Raw genomic sequence first — 15,399 nt, 5'->3', positions numbered from 1 at the left:
ATGGTGCGGAACAAACACATAAGGAGAAAACCCCCACATGGAGGGTCCAGAAATCAAATTCGCCGAAGCCGTTCTCGATAACGGTTCGTTCGGCACTCGCACGATTCGGTTCGAAACCGGTCGTCTGGCGCAGCAGGCACAGGGTGCCGTCGCCGCCTACCTCGATGAAGAAACCATGCTGCTGAGCGCAACCAGCGTCTCGAAGCACCCGAAAGACAACTTCGACTTCTTCCCGCTCACCATCGACGTCGAAGAGCGTTCGTACGCCGCCGGCAAGATCCCCGGCTCGTTCTTCCGCCGCGAAGGCCGCCCCTCGACCGAGGCCATTCTGGTCTGCCGCCTGATCGACCGGCCGCTGCGCCCGTCGTTCGTCACCGGCCTCCGCAACGAGGTTCAGGTCGTCATCACCGTGCTGTCGATCGCCCCTGGCGAGTTCTACGACGCACTGGCCATCAACGCGGCATCCGCTTCGAGCCAGATCTCCGGCGTTCCGTTCTCGGGCCCGATCGGCGCCGTGCGCCTTGCGCTCATCGGTAAGCAGTGGGTCGCATTCCCCACCTTCGACCAGCTCAAAGAGGCTGTCTTCGACATCGTGGTCGCGGGCCGCGTTGTGACCGACAAGAACGGCAACGAAGACGTCGCGATCATGATGGTCGAAGCTGAGGCCACCGAGCACAGCTGGAACCTCATCCAGGCCGGAGCCACCAAGCCCGACGAGGCTGTCGTCAGCCAGGGTCTTGAGGCATCGAAGCCGTTCATCAAGCAACTCGTGGGCGCACAGACCGTTCTCGCGCAGCAGTCGGCCAAGGAGATCGCGCACTACCCGGTCTTCTTGCCGTACTCGAAAGAGACCTACGACAACGTCGCAGGCCTTACGTACGACAAGCTCGTCGACGTCTACCAGATCGCCGACAAGATCGAGCGCCAGAACGCTGACGACGCCGTGAAAGACGAAGCCAAGGTCGCGCTCACCGAGAAGGTCGAAGCGGGCGTTCTGCCGGCGTCGGTTCTCACCGAGTTCTCAGCCGCGTACAAGTCGGTCACCAAGGTGGTCGTTCGCGGCCGGATCCTGCGCGACGGCGTCCGCATCGACGGCCGTGGCCTCAGCGACATCCGCCCGCTCGATGCCGAGGTCGAGGTCATTCCCCGCGTGCACGGTTCGGCGATCTTCCAGCGCGGCGAGACCCAGATCTTGGGTGTCACCACGCTGAACATGCTGAAGATGGAGCAGCAGATCGATTCGCTGAGCCCCGTCACCAAGAAGCGCTACATGCACCACTACAACTTCCCGCCCTACTCGACCGGTGAGACCGGCCGAGTCGGTACGCCGAAACGTCGCGAGATCGGCCACGGCTTCCTCGCCGAGCGCGCCCTCGTGCCGGTGCTGCCAAGCCGTGAAGACTTCCCGTACGCCATCCGCCAGGTCTCCGAAGCTCTGGGGTCGAACGGTTCGACGTCGATGGGTTCTGTCTGTGCATCCACCCTGTCGCTGCTGAACGCCGGTGTGCCGCTGCGCGCACCCGTCGCCGGTATCGCCATGGGCCTCGTCTCCGACACCGTCGACGGTGAGACCCGGTACGCGGCTCTCACCGACATTCTCGGTGCAGAAGACGCGCTCGGCGACATGGACTTCAAGGTCGCCGGAACGAGTGAGTTCATCACGGCGATTCAGCTCGACACCAAGCTCGACGGTATTCCCACGTCGGTGCTCGATGGAGCGCTGGGCCAGGCCAAGGCCGCCCGCACCGCGATTCTCGAGGTGCTGAATGCTGCGATCGACACCCCCGACGAGATGGCGCCGACCGCGCCCCGCGTGATCGCGGTTCAGATTCCCGTAGACAAGATCGGTGAGCTGATCGGCCCGAAGGGCAAGACGATCAACCAGATCCAAGACGACACCGGCGCCGACATCTCCATCGAAGAAGACGGCACCGTCTACATCGGTGCAGTCGACGGCCCTTCGGCTGAAGCGGCTCGCGCGGCGGTCAACGCTATCGCGAACCCGCTGAACCCCGAGGTCGGCGAGCGCTTCTTGGGCACGGTCGTCAAGATCGCCACCTTCGGCGCCTTCGTTTCGCTCATGCCCGGCAAAGACGGCCTGCTGCACATCAGCGAGGTTCGTAAGCTCGCCGGTGGCAAGCGTGTCGAGAACGTCGAAGACGTGCTCGGCGTCGGCCAGAAGATCCAGGTCGAAATCACCAAGATCGACGACCGCGGAAAGCTGTCGCTTGCCCCGGTGATCGACGAGGCCGCTCTCGAAGACAACCTCGTCGCCGTCGGCGCAGACACCGAGGGTTCTGCTGCGCACAGCACGGGCCCCGAGGCGCCCGCCGAAGGCTAGGCCCGCTTCACCCGCCTGGTGCCACCGCGGACGGCACCGGATGCCCGTCACCCCTCTCGTTCGTGAGAGGTGGTGGCGGGCATCCGTCGTCTGCGCCCACGAATTTCTCCGAGTGCCGTAATGGATTGCCTCGCCGTGAATCTTTGTTGATATACGGCTTTTTGCCCGACCGGCTCACCGTGGGTCGGCTCGTCACCAGAGGAGATCACAATCATGAAGTTGCACTTTCGAGTCGGTATTGCCGCCACTGCCCTGACACTCGCGATGGCTGCATTGGTCGGGCTCGGCGGCGCTGCCGCGAACGCGGCTCCGGCTGGTTGTTCTGGGCCCGACGCCCCTCCGGCCTGCTTCCACACTCCGCCCGCCCATCCTCCGGCTCCCGACGTGCTTGAGACTCCGACGTTCACTCCTCGTTCGGGTGAAACGAACCTCTTCGACATTGCCGTGAAGGTGAATCCGTTGGTCTTGGCGGGGTACTCATCAGGAGCCACTACGAGTTACCACGTTTCGGTGAACTGCTCCAACGGATACTCCGTCTCGGCTGCACTCACGACGATGATCACCAGTGGCGGCAGTTTGCTCTATGCCAACTTCATAGCGAGCGCGAATGCGGCAGCGGGCACCTGCTCCGCGACCACCTGGGATCAACACGCACTCGGTCTGACCACGGCCAGCACGCGGCTGTACGACGCGTCAGAAGACGACCGGTTCTGGGGGTTGTCGTTCAGTTGACCGTCTGAGGAGCAAACAGACAGGGTTCGCACAGCACACTGTCGAGTAGGGTGAGTGGTGATGAACGGTGCTGTTGCTCTCCCACTCGACCTGCCCGAGCTGTCTTTCACCGCATCCGGTGACGCGCTGGTAAGGCGCTCAGTGCTCCCCAGCGGAATCCGGGTTCTCAGCGAGCGTGTGGCGGGCGCACGAAGTTCCACGGTGGGGTTCTGGGTGGCTGTGGGTTCGCGTGACGAACGAGGCGCTGTCGCCGCAATAGCGGGTGCGGATGCCCTGCCGATCGCTGCCATTCCGTCGCGATTCGGCTCGACACATTTTCTCGAGCACTTGCTTTTCAAGGGCACTCCGACGCGTACCGCCCTCGACATCGCGGTGTCGTTCGACGAGGTCGGCGGCGAACACAACGCCCTCACCGGTAAGGAATACACCTGCTACTACGCGAAGGTGCAAGACCGCGATCTGCCGATGGCCGTCGGCGTGCTGGCCGACATGTTCACCTCGTCGCTGCTCGACGAGACGGAGTTCGAGAACGAACGTGGAGTGATTCTCGAAGAGCTGGCGATGGCCGACGACGACCCGAACGATGTGCTGGGCGAGCGCTTGTTCGAGGCGGTGCTGGGCGAGCATCCACTGGGCCGGCCGGTCGGCGGAAGCGCCGAGACCATCAAGGCCGTCACCCGCGACGCCGTGTGGCAGCACTACCGCGCGAACTACCGGCCCAATGACCTCGTGGTGACCGTCGCCGGCGCCGTCGATCACGACGAACTCGTGGCGCTCGTCAGTGCTGCCGTCGAAACGGCCGGCTGGAGCCCGCAGGTCGCCGCGACCCCGGTTGCCCGTCGCGCCGCCGATCTCACCCCGGTCACTCGGGGCACCGCGCTCTCGCTGACCGACCGACCCAACGAGCAGGCCGTGCTCATGCTCGGGTACCCGGGTTTCTCGGCCGTCGACGACCGCCGGTCGGCGCTCGGTGTGCTGAACTCCGTGCTCGGCGGCGGCATGTCGTCGCGGCTCTTTCAAGAGGTGCGTGAGCGGCGAGGGCTGGCGTACTCGGTATATTCGTTCGCTTCGGGCTATTCGGATGCGGGCGTGTTCGGCATGTACGCCGGCTGCTCGCCGAAGAACGCGGGGCAGGTGGCCGAGTTGCTGCTCGCCGAGCTCAACCGGCTTGCCGAGACGGGAATCACCGCCGCCGAACTCGGGCGTGCCCGCGGCCAGCTCTCGGGCTCGGCGGCGCTCGCGCTCGAAGACTCCGACACGCGCATGTCGCGTCTCGGTCGTTCTGAGCTGACCACGGGCGAATTCGCCGACCTCGACGAAGCTCTGCGGCGGCTCGACGAGGTGACTCCGGCTGATGTGCAAGAGCTTGCTCGAGAGATCGCTTCGCGGCCGCTGTCGCTCGCTGCGGTGGGGGCGGTTGACGCCGACAGGTTCGCGCAGGTTGTGAGTGGCCTCGGGGCGGCGGCCCAGGCCGAGCCGGAGACCCTGCTCGAACGCCACGGCGCTATCGCGCTCGACGCGGCAGCGGCGACGACGACTGGGGCTACTCCGGTTGCGTCGTCGGCTCTTTCGTCGAGTGCGACGTCAGTGTCGGCTGCGGCTGCGACTTCGGTGGTGCCGTCATGACCATGGGGCACGTGCTCTACCTCGTGCGCCACGGCGAGCAGGTCGATGCCGAATACGGCGTCAGCGACGGCCCGCTGTCTCCGCGCGGCGAACGTCAGGCCCGGCTGATTGCCGACAGACTCGGGGGAGTACCGTTCAACAATGTCTGGCACTCGCCGCTGCAGCGCGCGGCCGAAACCGCCGCCATCATGGCGAAGCAGTTGCCCGCGCTCGACCCGAAGCCCACGCCGTTGCTGTTCGACTGCGTGCCCACCGAGTATTCACCCGAGATGCCGCACGCCTTCGAGCCGTTCTTCAACGCGGTGACCGAAGAAGAAGTGGATGCGGGCCGGGCGCAGATGGCCGATGCCGTCGCCGAGTTTCTGACTCCATCGCGCGAGACCACCCACGATCTGCTCATCACGCACAACTTCGTCATCGGCTGGTTCGTTCGGGAGGCGCTGAGTGCGCCGGGGTGGCGCTGGGTCGGGGTGAACCAGGCGAATTGCGCGCTCACGATCATCCGGTACCGAAGCGGTCGCATGCCCGAACTCGTGACCCACAACGACCTCGGTCACCTGCCGGTGGAGTTGCGCACCGGGCTCGCTGACGCGCAGCCGTACTAGCCGAGGGTTTTCGCGTACCAGTTCGTGGCGTTCGTGTTGGTGTTATAGGCGGCGATGGAGTGGTAGCCGAGCCGGGCGTAGAGGCGCGCGGCTGCCTCGAGGCTGGCGTTCGTGTCAAGAACCACTTCGGCGGCACCGAACGCGGCAGCGCGCGCCTCGAGCTCGGCCATCAGCGCGGCGGCGAGGCCCTGGCCGCGGGCGGCTGGCTCGATGAAGACGTGCTTGACCTCGTAACGCGCGCCAGTGGGGCCGTCTGCGATGCGCCTGATGCCGCCGCATCCGACGGCGTGGCCGACAGTGTCAGCCGCAGCATCGCCCTCGCCGCCCGCATCGCCCTCGCCGGTCTCGACGACCAGAAACACCCCGACGGGCGGCACGAACTGCTCGGGCGGCGGAAAGGTCACCCGGTAGACACCCTGGTTCGTGGGGAAGTCGAGTTCACGGCTCGTGAAGTACTCGGTCAAGAGGCGCACGGCGGGCTCAGAGGTCACCGGGGTTTCGCGAAGCTGCACCCTTCGAGCCTACGACCTGCTCGCATCTGACTCCCATGCCGATCTTGATAGATTGGCTGTATGAGTACGAAGGTCGCCATTGTCGGCGCATCAGGCAAACTGGGCCGAGTGGTGCGTGGCATCGTCGAGAGCGCAGACGAGTTCGAGGTGTTCGCCGAACTCTGTTCGAAAGACGAACTGTCGGGTGTTCTCGGTGCCGATCTGGTGGTCGACGTGAGTGTTCCGGGAGCCAGCCAGAGCGTGGTCGACTACGCGGTCTCGAACGGCCTCAATGTGCTGGTCGGCACCTCAGGATGGTCGGGCGACCGCATTCTGCGCCTCGAACACACTCTCGCGTCACTGCCCGACACGGGCGTGGTGATTGTGCCCAACTTCTCGCTCGGCTCGGTGCTCGCCACGGCCTTCTCGGCGATGGCCGCGCAATTCTTCAACTCCATCGAGATCGTCGAGGCTCACGGCGCCTCGAAGCTCGACTCGCCGTCGGGAACCGCGGTGCGTACGGCCGAGCTCATCGGCGAAGCGCGCGCCGGAGTGGGGCCGGTTTCGGCTCCGCACACCGATCAGCGGGCTCGGGGGCAGCAGGTGGCGAGCGTTCCGATCCATAGCCTGCGGTTGCAGGGCGTCAATGCCCGGCAAGACGTCATTTTCGGCGGAACGGGTGAGGTGATGACCATCAGCCACGAAACGATTTCATCGAGCTCGTATGAGACGGGCATCCTGCTCGGCCTGAAGGCGGCTCGCGATGCTCAGGGGCTCACCGTGGGCCTCGACAAGCTGCTGCACCTCGACCAGTTGCTGGCCGCAGGTGGCGATGCGGGCGCGACGAAGGCCGACAGTGGCTGGGTGCCCGAACCCGAAACGGTGTCGGGGCAAGCAGCACGGGCGACCATCGCATGAAGGGCCGGCTAGCGGCGTTCGGCATGGCCGCGCTTCTCGTGGTGTACATGGCGCTGGTGCTGCAGCATGCGGTGCTGTTCATCGGCACCGGCAACCCGGTTGGCATCGGAATCGGCGTAGGCCTCCTCATCATGCCGTTCATCGGCGCGTGGGCGCTGTACCGCGAACTCATGTTCGGGTTTCGCACCCAGAAGCTCGTGGGCATTCTGCGTGACAACGACGAGCTTCCGGTCGACGACCTGCCGAAGCGGCCGAGCGGGCGGCCCTATCGGGCCGAGGCCGACGCCGAGTTCGACACCTACCGCGTCGAGGTCGAAGAGCAGCCCGAAAGCTGGAAGGCGTGGTTCAGGCTCGGCTTGGCATATGACGCGAGTGGTGATCGCAAGCGAGCACGGCACGCGTTGCGTCAGGCGATCGACTTCTACCTGAAGCAGCCGCAAGCGGCCTGAGCGACGCCCGGCTGTTACTACGCAGCCTGCGGGCTGCGGCCGAGTGCCTGCTCGAGGGTCTCGTCGAGCGACGTATCGCGAAAGTCGAATCCGTCGGCGGCCAGCAGCTGCGACGACTGGTTCTGGTCGGCCAGAATGAGCTCCCGGCCCGCATCGGCCAGCGCGCCCTTGATGGCCCATGATGGTGCAGGCAGCCAGTACGGCCGATGCTCGAGCCGCGCAATGGTTTTCATCACATCGGCTGCGGTGGCCGGATTCGGCCCTGAGAGGTTCACCGGGCCGCTGAGCTCTGAGCCGAGCAGGTGACGGATGCCCGCTGCCTCGTCGTACAGGCTGATCCAGGGCCAGTGCTGCGAACCGCTGCCGAGCGGCCCCGCGCCGCCGAGCTTGGCGATGAGCTTCAAGGTGTTGACGAGGCCGCCGTTGCCGATGACCACTCCGGTTCGAAAGTTCGTGACTCGCGTGACGGGTGCGGCGATTCGGGATGCCCGCTCCCAGGCGTCGACGACCTTGGGCAGAAACCCCTCGCCGATGCCCGACTGCTCCGTCAGCAGTTCGCCCGGCCGGTCGCCGTAATACCCCACAGCAGAGCCGCTCAAAAAGACGGTCGGCGGCTTCTCGGCCTTGAGAATGGCCGAGGCGAGGGTTGTGGTGGCGTTCACGCGCGACTCGAGAATGGTGCGCTTGTACGCGAGAGTCCAGGGCAGTCGTGAGATCGAGGCGCCCGAGAGATTGATCACGGCATCCGCGCGCTCGACCGTCTCAGGGTTCAGCCAGCCGGCGTCTGGATCCCACATGCGCTCGTCAGGGTGATGCGTGGGGTGCCGAACCAGCACGACGACCCGGTGACCCTGCGCGCGCAGTTGCGACGTGAGTTCGGTGCCGATGAAGCCCGAGCCGCCCGCCAGAAGAATGCTGAGTGGTTCGGTCATGCTGTGGCCCTGTGCTGCTGTGGCTCGGTCATGTGGTGGCCCCGCTCATTCGATTCGCTTGAAGAACAGACTACTGCGAGGCATCCAGCCCGTGTGAGGGCTTGTGAGGGGCGCCTGACGTGGTCTGATCAGGCCGTGCGGCCCGCGACGCCGCCGCGAACGAGCAGCAGGTAGAGCTGGCAGCCGAGGCAGTACGCGAAAACCGAATTCAAGAACGCTGCGACGAAAGCGGCGGCCGCGCAGATGATGAGCGCGTACGGCACGCCGAACAGGGCGAGAATGACGCCGATGCCCGTGATCACGAGCCCCACGCCCTGGGCGAACCGAAGCGGTTTCGTGCTTTCGAGTTCGGCGGGCGCAGAGAGCAGCGGCCGCACCACCAGGCGAAAAAGAACTCCCCACGGGTGCCGGGCCGGGCCGGCGAATGCTCCCCAGGCGAACAGCACGGCGATGATGGTCAGCAGGATGAACGCGGGCTCGCTCGCACGTTGACCGACACTGGGCGGCGGGGCCGCGGCGGTGCCCAGCCCCAGCAGAAGCACCACGATCAGCAGAACCGCGGTAATTGCGGCGGCAAAGCGAGGGCCGCGCGGGTCGACCTCGGTCACTGGCTGGCGCGTGGATACGTCGGGCATCAGGGCACACTCACAATCGCGATCGAGTCGAGCTGGCGTTGAATCACGTCACGGCGGGTCGATCCGCCGATGCGCGCGACGAGGGTGCCGGCCCCGTCGAGGATGAACGTGGTGGGGGTCTGCAGAATGCCGTAGCGGTTGGCGAGATCTGCCCGGTTCGTGAGGTCGACGTCGACATGGGTCACGCCGTCTGAGCTTTCGGCGATCGCGCCGAGCATCCGTCTCGTGGCGGGGCAGCTGGCGCAGAATTCGGTCGAGAACTGCAGCAGGGTGGCGCGGGCGCCGAAGGTCGGCTCGGCGAAGGCCGGCTCGGCGGGGAACGGCTCGGGTGAATCGGCGCTGCTCGTAGGCACGCCGTTCGTGTGCGCGAGGCTCGCGCCGCTCACGTCGGCGGGGCGAACGACGAGAGCAGTCTGGGCGGTCTGGCGCGTGGAGACGGCGCCCTGTCGGCGGCGCCAGAGCAACCCGATCACCGTCGACGCCGCGATGAGCGCTAACACCAGATAGACAGCATTCAATGACATGGTGTTCGTCACGGTACGCTGCTCAACGCGGCGAGACCGGAATATTTCTTGTCGTTACGGGGGGCACGGTGGCATCGCAGCGCGCCAATGGCGCGGCGAACACCGGGTGAAAGGTTCAAACGAGGTCGTACATGGGTTCATTCGGAACCGTCAGCATCGTCGCTGGCGCGTTCGTGGTGATCGTCTATGCCGTCGCCGCAGTCTGTGCAGCCTACGAACTCGCGGTGCGCCCCGGCCCTCGCTGGAGTCGGCGACGGTGGTCTGCCACGAGTGGCATCGCGCTTCTTGCCGGGGCGGCGATCGGCCTCGTAGCGGCCTGGATCGTGACGGGCGTGCTCGACCTCTTCGGGGTCGATCTCTCGCTCGCGGCGCTGGTCTGGGTTGCCGTCGGCTTCGCGTTCATCGCGGTGTGTGTCTGTTCGTTCGTGGGCTCCCGCTGGCCGCGCACGGTGATCTCTGCGATCGCGATCGTCGTGTTCGCCGGCACGACCGCGATGAGCCTCAACATCGACATCGGCACCTACACCACGGTGAACTCGGTGTTCGGCATCAGCCCGTTCGCGGCAAACACGCTGCCCAATCTCGCTACGCCCACATCGTCGGCCGACGACAACGCGTCGCTCGGCAGCACCTGGGTTGCACCGCGCGATCAGCCGGCTGCCGGGCTCGTCAGCGAGGTCAAGATTCCGGGGGTCGTCAGTGGTTTCGTCGCTCGGCACGCGGTGGTCTATCTGCCGCCTGCGGCTTTGACCGAGCATCCGCCCGCCCTGCCCGTGGTCATTGCGCTGTCGGGGCAACCGGGGCAGCCCTCAGATCCGCTGGTGTCGGCTCACCTGATCGAGACGCTCAACAGCTACGCCGCCGCGCACCACGGGCTCGCACCCATTGTCGTGTCGCCCGATCAACTCGGCGACCCTGACAACAATCCGATGTGCGTCGACGGAGCTCTCGGCAATTCAGCAACCTATCTCACAGTCGATGTGGTCGACTGGATCGCTGCACACCTTCCGGTGGCGCATGAGTCTCGCAACTGGGGCATCTCGGGTTTTTCGCAAGGAGGAACGTGTTCGATTCAGCTGGGCGCGGCGCACCCCGAGCTGTTCGGGGCGATTCTCGACGTGTCTGGTGAACTCGTGCCGGCGAACGGTGATGAGGCGAACACCATCTCCGTGGGCTTCGCGGGCGATCGCGCTGCGTACCTGGCGGCGTGCCCTGAGAACATTCTGAGAAAACACACACCTTTCGCGAGCACGTTCGCCGTTTTCGCGGTGGGCTCTGACGATGACATTTTCAGACCCTTCGCTCAGCAGGTCTCGCGAGCTGCGCACGACGCAGGGATGTCCGTTACGTACTTCGAGGCGCCCGGCAGCGCGCACGACTACACCACCGCGACGTATTCGTTCGCGCGCGGTATGACCCTGCTCGGCGATCATTTCGGGCTCGGCTCGTGACGGGAGCGCGGAGTTCAGCGGGCCTGCTGGCAGCGGTCTCGACGTCGGCCTCCGCCTCGGCACCGCGGCCGGGGCGGGTGTCTCGAGGGGCCCGTGCCGTGGCCCGCTGGGCCGTGTCGATTCCCTTCACCTGGATCATCTCGGGTGTCGCCGTGGGCATCGGCATACTGCAACTGGTCTTCCACGCCGCCATCTACCAGCACTTCGACAGCACACTGTCGCTGAGCTACGACTCGGTTTTCGCACAGCACCATTGGTTTGCGGCGCTGACGTCGGTGCTGCTGCCCGCGCGGGCGCTTCATATTCTCATCGTGGTGCCGATCATCCTGATCGTGCTCGGTACGGCCGAGCGGATGATGGGTACCTGGCGCACAGCGGTCACCTACGTTCTCGTCGCGGTGCTCGGCGGCGGCCTCGGCCTGCTGTTGCAGGGCATCGGGCTGTGGCTCGGGCTGGTCGCAGCCGAGCAGATCAGGTCGCATGCCACCATCGATCCGCTGATTTCGGTGGTGGGCACCATCATGGCGGCGAGTGCGTTCGCAGGTCCGTTGCTGCGCCGGCGAATTCGGGTGCTCGGCTTCGCGGTGCTGTTGATGTTCGTGCTCTACTCCGGAATGCCGGTCGATCTGTATCGCTTTCTCGCTGCGGTGGTGGGGCTCGTGCTGGGCATCGTTCTGTGGGTGCTGCGACCGGCGACGCGGCGGGCGCGCGCCGAGGCTGCTGCTGCGGCTGCTGCGGCTGCTGCGGCTGCTGCTGTTGCGCCTGCGGTGGCATCGCAGGGGGGCGCGACAGGAGGAGCGAGGGCGACGAGTGCAGCGGCGCACGTGCCGCCGGCGCCGGCCTCGCGCCCCGAGCGCGGCTTGCGCCGAAGCACCCATCGCGAGCAGCGGTCTCTGCTCGCCGCCATTGTGGCCATCACCGCCGTCGGCCCGCTGATCACCATCGTGGCGCCGAACGGATTCGGCCCTCTGCAACCACTCGGGCTGCTTTTTCGCGACAACCTGGCCAATCCGGTTGCCGTCGCGGCGCAGTGCGCTTCGGTGGGCTACAGCGACGCCTGCTCCGATGCCTACGCCGCCTCTCGGCTCGACGGGCTCGGCCCGATTCTGGTGACCGTGCTGCCGCTGGTTGTGCTGCTGATTTCGGCTCTCGGCATTCTGCGCGGCCGCCGTGTGGCGCTCTGGCTGGCTGTTGCCGTCAATGTGTTCTTCTTCGTGCTCGGTGTGGCCTACTACGGAGTCTTGCCTGCCATCAGCGCGAACACGTTCTTCGACCTCTCGAACGGCACGTTTAATCAGAACAGCATCGCTGTCATCATCTCCATCGTGCTGCCGCTGGTCATCGCCGTGTCGCTGGTCTTCAGCCGGCGAATCTTTCCCGTCGACTCCTCGTTCGGCGCCACACCGCGGTTCTTCATCGTCATCGTCAGTGCGTTGGTGACCATCAGTGCGGTGTATCTGAGCATCGCCTATGCGCTGCGCGAGCAGTTCATCCCGGCGGTCTCACTCGGCGATCTGCTCTACGACCTGCCCGAACGGTTCATGCCCGTAGGGTTTCTCTCGCTCGAACGCATCGACGTTTTTCCGGCGAGCGATGCCGCGCGGTTCGTGTACGAGTGGGTGGGGCCGCTGTTCTGGTTCGTGGTCGCCGTGACGGCGGTGCTTTCGGTTTCACGCCACAGGCTCGGGCAGGCGGCAGGGGCTGAGGCGCGCATCCGCTCGCTTCTGCATCTCGGCGCACCCGGGTCTCTGTCGTTTATCGCAACCTGGCCGGGCAACCACTACTGGTTCTCCGAGCGTTCAGACGCAGCCATCAGCTATCGAATCGTGAACGGTGTGGCCATCGCCATCGGCGAGCCTCTCGGCGGCGTGAGTGAACGAGAGCGAGCGGATGCTCTGGCCGACTTCGCGGTGTTCTGCACCAATCACGGCTGGACTCCGGTGTTCTACGCCGTCTCAGCCGCTGTCGCACCGGCCTTCGCCGGCATGCACTGGTCGATGATGCAGATCGCCGAAGAAGCGCGCATCGAGCTGAACTCGTTCTCGTTCGAGGGCAAGAAGATGCAAGACGTTCGCACCGCGCGAAACAAGGCGGCGAAGCTCGGTATTCGTGCCGAATGGACCTCGTACTCTCGGCGGCCCGCGGCCCAGGCGGCGCAACTGCGCGAAATCTCCGAGCTGTGGGTGGCCGAGAAGAACCTGCCCGAGATGGGCTTCACGCTGGGCGGGGTGGATGAACTGCTCGACCCCGAGGTGCGCCTGATGCTCGCCCTCGATGCCGACGACCGAGTGCTCGGCGTCACGAGCTGGCTGCCTACCTTCGAGCACGGCACCGTCGTGGGCTGGACTCTCGATTTCATGCGGCGCCGACCCGACACGGTGAACGGGGTGATGGAGTTCACCATTGCCGAGTGCATCGAGCAGGCTCAGCGTGCGGGGCTCGCGTTCGTGAGCCTGTCGGCAGCGCCGTTGGCCCACAGCAGCGCTGCCACCGGAGCGCCTGGCGAGCAATTACGAAGCGACGGGGCCCGCGCCGCGCTGCTCGATGCCCTAGGGCGTGCGCTTGAACCGGTGTACGGTTTCGCCTCGCTGCTCGCGTTCAAACAGAAGTTTCGGCCCGAGAATGTTGCGCTGTATCTGGCCTATGCCGACCCGCTCACGTTGCCTGCGGTGGGCGTGGCTCTGGCCCGCGCGTACGTGCCGACTCTGTCGGCGCGGCAAGCGATCTCCCTGCTCGCGGGTCGTTCGTGATAGCCTCAAAGGGTGTTTTTCGGTCTGCTCCTTCTTAGCTGCCGCGACGAGCTTTCATAAAGCCTTCCTCGTCGCGGAGTTCGTCATTGGCTTGTCGTAAATAAAAAACTGCCAACCAGACGCAAACACTAAGACTTTGAGGAAGATCTCGTGAAGAACAATCAAACCGCCAGTTCGATGCCGGTGCACAAGTACCGCCCCTACCGTGAGCAGTTCGGTGTCGACCTGCCCGACCGCACGTGGCCGTCGAAGACCATTACCACAGCGCCGCGTTGGTGCGCGGTCGACCTGCGCGACGGCAACCAGGCCCTCATCGACCCGATGAACCCCGAGCGCAAGCGCATCATGTTCGACCTGCTGGTGCGCATGGGTTACAAAGAGATCGAGGTCGGCTTTCCGAGCGCGAGCCAGACCGACTTCGACTTCGTGCGCAGCCTCATCGAAGAGAACGCGATTCCTGACGACGTGACCATCCAGGTTCTGACGCAGGCACGTGAACACCTCATCGCACGCACGTACGAGTCGATCGCCGGTGCCAAGCAGGCCATCGTTCACCTGTACAACTCCACGAGCATCCTGCAGCGTGACGTGGTTTTCAGAAGCGACAAGCAGGGCATCATCGACCTGGCGCTCGAAGGTGCTCGGCTCTGCCGTGAGTACGAGAAGACCGTTCCCGAGACCGTCGTGTACTACGAATACTCGCCTGAGAGCTACACCGGCACCGAGCTGGAGTTCGCGCTCGACATCACCAACCAGGTGATCGAGGTGTTCGAGCCGACCGCTGAGCGCAAGGTGATCGTGAATCTGCCGTCGACGGTCGAAATGGCGACCCCGAACGTCTACGCCGACTCGATCGAGTGGATGTCGCGTCGCCTCGCACACCGTGAGAACGTCATTCTGTCGCTGCACCCTCACAATGACCGCGGCACGGCCGTCGCAGCCGCCGAACTGGGGTACCTGGCGGGTGCGGACCGCATCGAAGGCTGCCTGTTCGGCAACGGCGAACGCACCGGCAACGTCGACCTGGTGGCGCTCGGCATCAACATGTTCACGCAGGGCGTCGACCCGCAGATCGACTTCTCCGACCTAGACGGCATTCGCCGCACGGCCGAGTACGTGAACCAGCTGAAGGTGCACGAGCGGAGCCCCTGGGCCGGCGATCTGGTCTACACGGCCTTCAGCGGATCGCACCAAGACGCCATCAAGAAGGGTTTCGAGGCCATGGAGGCCGACGCGACCTCTCAGGGAGTGCACGTCGACTCGCTGGTCTGGGCCGTGCCCTACCTGCCGGTCGACCCGAAAGACCTGGGGCGGTCGTACGAAGCAGTCATTCGCGTCAACTCGCAGTCGGGCAAGGGCGGCGTCGCCTACCTGCTGAAGAACGACCATGCGCTTGACCTGCCCCGCCGCTTGCAGATCGAGTTCAGCGGTGTCGTGCAGGCGAAGACCGATGCCGAGGGTGGCGAGGTCACCAGCGACCAGATCTGGGCGATCTTCCAAGACGAGTACCTGCCCGCGCCTTCGTCGCGTGCCGAAGACAAGTGGGGCCGGTTCGAGCTCACCCGCACGAGCACGTCGAGCAACCTGAGCGGCTCGACGTCGCTCGCGGTCGACCTGCGCGTGGGTGACGAGTCGCGTTCGATCGTCGGCGACGGAAACGGGCCGATCGCGGCCTTCCTCGACGTGCTGGCGCAAGAGGGCGTCGAGGTTCGCGTCTTCGACTACGTGGAGCACGCTCTGAGCGCCGGCGGTGACGCGCTGGCCGCGGCCTACGTCGAGTGCCAGGTCGAAGGTGTGACGTACTGGGGTGTCGGAATCGACGCCGACATCTCGACGGCGTCTCTGAAGGCCGTCGTCAGCGCCGTGAACCGCGCCATCCGCGTGACGGGCCACGACCGCGAGCTCACCTCGGTCTGACCCGTTTCGCGGCTCCCGCCCGTCTCGA

General features: G+C 65.5%; 13 protein-coding genes. 9 read left to right on the top strand and 4 right to left on the bottom strand.

All coding sequences use genetic code 11. The features are described from left to right. Positions 1 to 37 precede the first annotated feature (37 nt). The 4 genes from IEX24_RS08935 (at position 38) to IEX24_RS08920 (ending at position 5,304) form a co-directional block, all read left to right on the top strand. Positions 38 to 2,341 (top strand): polyribonucleotide nucleotidyltransferase, encoded by a 2,304-nt coding sequence (locus IEX24_RS08935; RefSeq protein ID WP_188677063.1) that lies wholly within the window; start codon positions 38 to 40, stop codon positions 2,339 to 2,341. A gap of 213 nt (positions 2,342 to 2,554) precedes the next feature. Next, positions 2,555 to 3,073 carry a hypothetical protein gene (locus tag IEX24_RS08930; RefSeq protein WP_188677059.1) on the top strand — a complete coding sequence of 173 codons (519 nt, stop codon included), beginning with the start codon at positions 2,555 to 2,557 and terminating at the stop codon, positions 3,071 to 3,073. Between the two features lie 60 nt (positions 3,074 to 3,133). Next, positions 3,134 to 4,699 (top strand): M16 family metallopeptidase, encoded by a 1,566-nt coding sequence (locus tag IEX24_RS08925; protein WP_188677056.1) that lies wholly within the window; start codon positions 3,134 to 3,136, stop codon positions 4,697 to 4,699. Between the two features lie 2 nt (positions 4,700 to 4,701). After that, positions 4,702 to 5,304 carry a histidine phosphatase family protein gene (locus tag IEX24_RS08920; RefSeq protein WP_188678134.1) on the top strand — a complete coding sequence of 201 codons (603 nt, stop codon included), beginning with the start codon at positions 4,702 to 4,704 and terminating at the stop codon, positions 5,302 to 5,304. Here IEX24_RS08920 and IEX24_RS08915 read toward each other — a convergent pair. Then, positions 5,301 to 5,816 (bottom strand): GNAT family N-acetyltransferase, encoded by a 516-nt coding sequence (locus tag IEX24_RS08915; protein ID WP_229715192.1) that lies wholly within the window; start codon positions 5,814 to 5,816, stop codon positions 5,301 to 5,303. The two genes, IEX24_RS08920 and IEX24_RS08915, sit on opposite strands and share 4 nt — an antisense overlap. A gap of 60 nt (positions 5,817 to 5,876) precedes the next feature. Here IEX24_RS08915 and dapB point away from each other — a divergent pair, with 60 nt between their 5' ends. Together dapB and IEX24_RS08905 are read left to right on the top strand one after the other, a co-directional pair. Further along, on the top strand, positions 5,877 to 6,713 hold the full coding sequence (dapB, locus tag IEX24_RS08910; RefSeq protein WP_188677053.1) for a 4-hydroxy-tetrahydrodipicolinate reductase: 837 nt from the start codon (positions 5,877 to 5,879) through the stop codon (positions 6,711 to 6,713). 23 nt (positions 6,714 to 6,736) lie between these two features. Next, a complete protein-coding gene (locus IEX24_RS08905) occupies positions 6,737 to 7,162 on the top strand; it encodes a tetratricopeptide repeat protein (protein ID WP_203585906.1) in 426 nt (141 codons plus the stop codon). A gap of 17 nt (positions 7,163 to 7,179) precedes the next feature. On the opposite strand, the gene IEX24_RS08900 is transcribed toward IEX24_RS08905, so the two are convergent. The 3 genes from IEX24_RS08900 to IEX24_RS08890 form a co-directional block, all read right to left on the bottom strand. After that, positions 7,180 to 8,094, bottom strand: a complete 915-nt coding sequence (locus IEX24_RS08900) for a TIGR01777 family oxidoreductase (protein ID WP_188677047.1) — start codon at positions 8,092 to 8,094, stop codon at positions 7,180 to 7,182. 128 nt (positions 8,095 to 8,222) lie between these two features. After that, positions 8,223 to 8,729, bottom strand: coding sequence for a DUF4395 domain-containing protein (locus IEX24_RS08895; protein ID WP_188677045.1), 507 nt, complete (start codon positions 8,727 to 8,729; stop codon positions 8,223 to 8,225). Continuing rightward, on the bottom strand, positions 8,729 to 9,265 hold the full coding sequence (locus IEX24_RS08890; RefSeq protein WP_229715191.1) for a TlpA family protein disulfide reductase: 537 nt from the start codon (positions 9,263 to 9,265) through the stop codon (positions 8,729 to 8,731). Before IEX24_RS08890 ends, IEX24_RS08895 begins: the two co-directional genes overlap by 1 nt. 119 nt (positions 9,266 to 9,384) lie before the next feature. Here IEX24_RS08890 and IEX24_RS08885 point away from each other — a divergent pair, with 119 nt between their 5' ends. From IEX24_RS08885 to leuA, 3 genes are all read left to right on the top strand, one after another. Beyond that, positions 9,385 to 10,704 carry an alpha/beta hydrolase gene (locus IEX24_RS08885; RefSeq protein ID WP_188677043.1) on the top strand — a complete coding sequence of 440 codons (1,320 nt, stop codon included), beginning with the start codon at positions 9,385 to 9,387 and terminating at the stop codon, positions 10,702 to 10,704. Between the two features lie 98 nt (positions 10,705 to 10,802). Beyond that, positions 10,803 to 13,454, top strand: coding sequence for a bifunctional lysylphosphatidylglycerol flippase/synthetase MprF (locus tag IEX24_RS08880; RefSeq protein ID WP_188677040.1), 2,652 nt, complete (start codon positions 10,803 to 10,805; stop codon positions 13,452 to 13,454). Between the two features lie 150 nt (positions 13,455 to 13,604). Further along, positions 13,605 to 15,371, top strand: coding sequence for a 2-isopropylmalate synthase (gene leuA, locus IEX24_RS08875; RefSeq protein ID WP_188677037.1), 1,767 nt, complete (start codon positions 13,605 to 13,607; stop codon positions 15,369 to 15,371). The last annotated feature ends 28 nt before the right edge of the window (positions 15,372 to 15,399 follow it).

The sequence above is a fragment of the Subtercola lobariae genome (assembly GCF_014640255.1).
Taxonomy (GTDB): Bacteria; Actinomycetota; Actinomycetes; order Actinomycetales; family Microbacteriaceae; genus Subtercola; species Subtercola lobariae.
The sequence above is the reverse complement of the archived record's forward strand: the minus strand, read 5'-3'. Positions and strand labels throughout refer to the sequence as shown.

Excerpts from the sequence above, each read along its gene's own strand:
- IEX24_RS08905 (WP_203585906.1), top strand. The coding sequence starts at position 6,737 with ATGGCCGCGCTTCTCGTGGTGTACATGGCGCTGGTGCTGCAGCATGCG.
- IEX24_RS08920 (WP_188678134.1), top strand. The coding sequence starts at position 4,702 with ATGGGGCACGTGCTCTACCTCGTGCGCCACGGCGAGCAGGTCGATGCC.
- IEX24_RS08935 (WP_188677063.1), top strand. The coding sequence starts at position 38 with ATGGAGGGTCCAGAAATCAAATTCGCCGAAGCCGTTCTCGATAACGGT.
- IEX24_RS08900 (WP_188677047.1), bottom strand. The coding sequence starts at position 8,094 with ATGACCGAACCACTCAGCATTCTTCTGGCGGGCGGCTCGGGCTTCATC.
- IEX24_RS08925 (WP_188677056.1), top strand. The coding sequence starts at position 3,134 with ATGAACGGTGCTGTTGCTCTCCCACTCGACCTGCCCGAGCTGTCTTTC.
- IEX24_RS08885 (WP_188677043.1), top strand. The coding sequence starts at position 9,385 with ATGGGTTCATTCGGAACCGTCAGCATCGTCGCTGGCGCGTTCGTGGTG.
- dapB (WP_188677053.1), top strand. The coding sequence starts at position 5,877 with ATGAGTACGAAGGTCGCCATTGTCGGCGCATCAGGCAAACTGGGCCGA.
- IEX24_RS08930 (WP_188677059.1), top strand. The coding sequence starts at position 2,555 with ATGAAGTTGCACTTTCGAGTCGGTATTGCCGCCACTGCCCTGACACTC.
- IEX24_RS08895 (WP_188677045.1), bottom strand. The coding sequence starts at position 8,729 with ATGCCCGACGTATCCACGCGCCAGCCAGTGACCGAGGTCGACCCGCGC.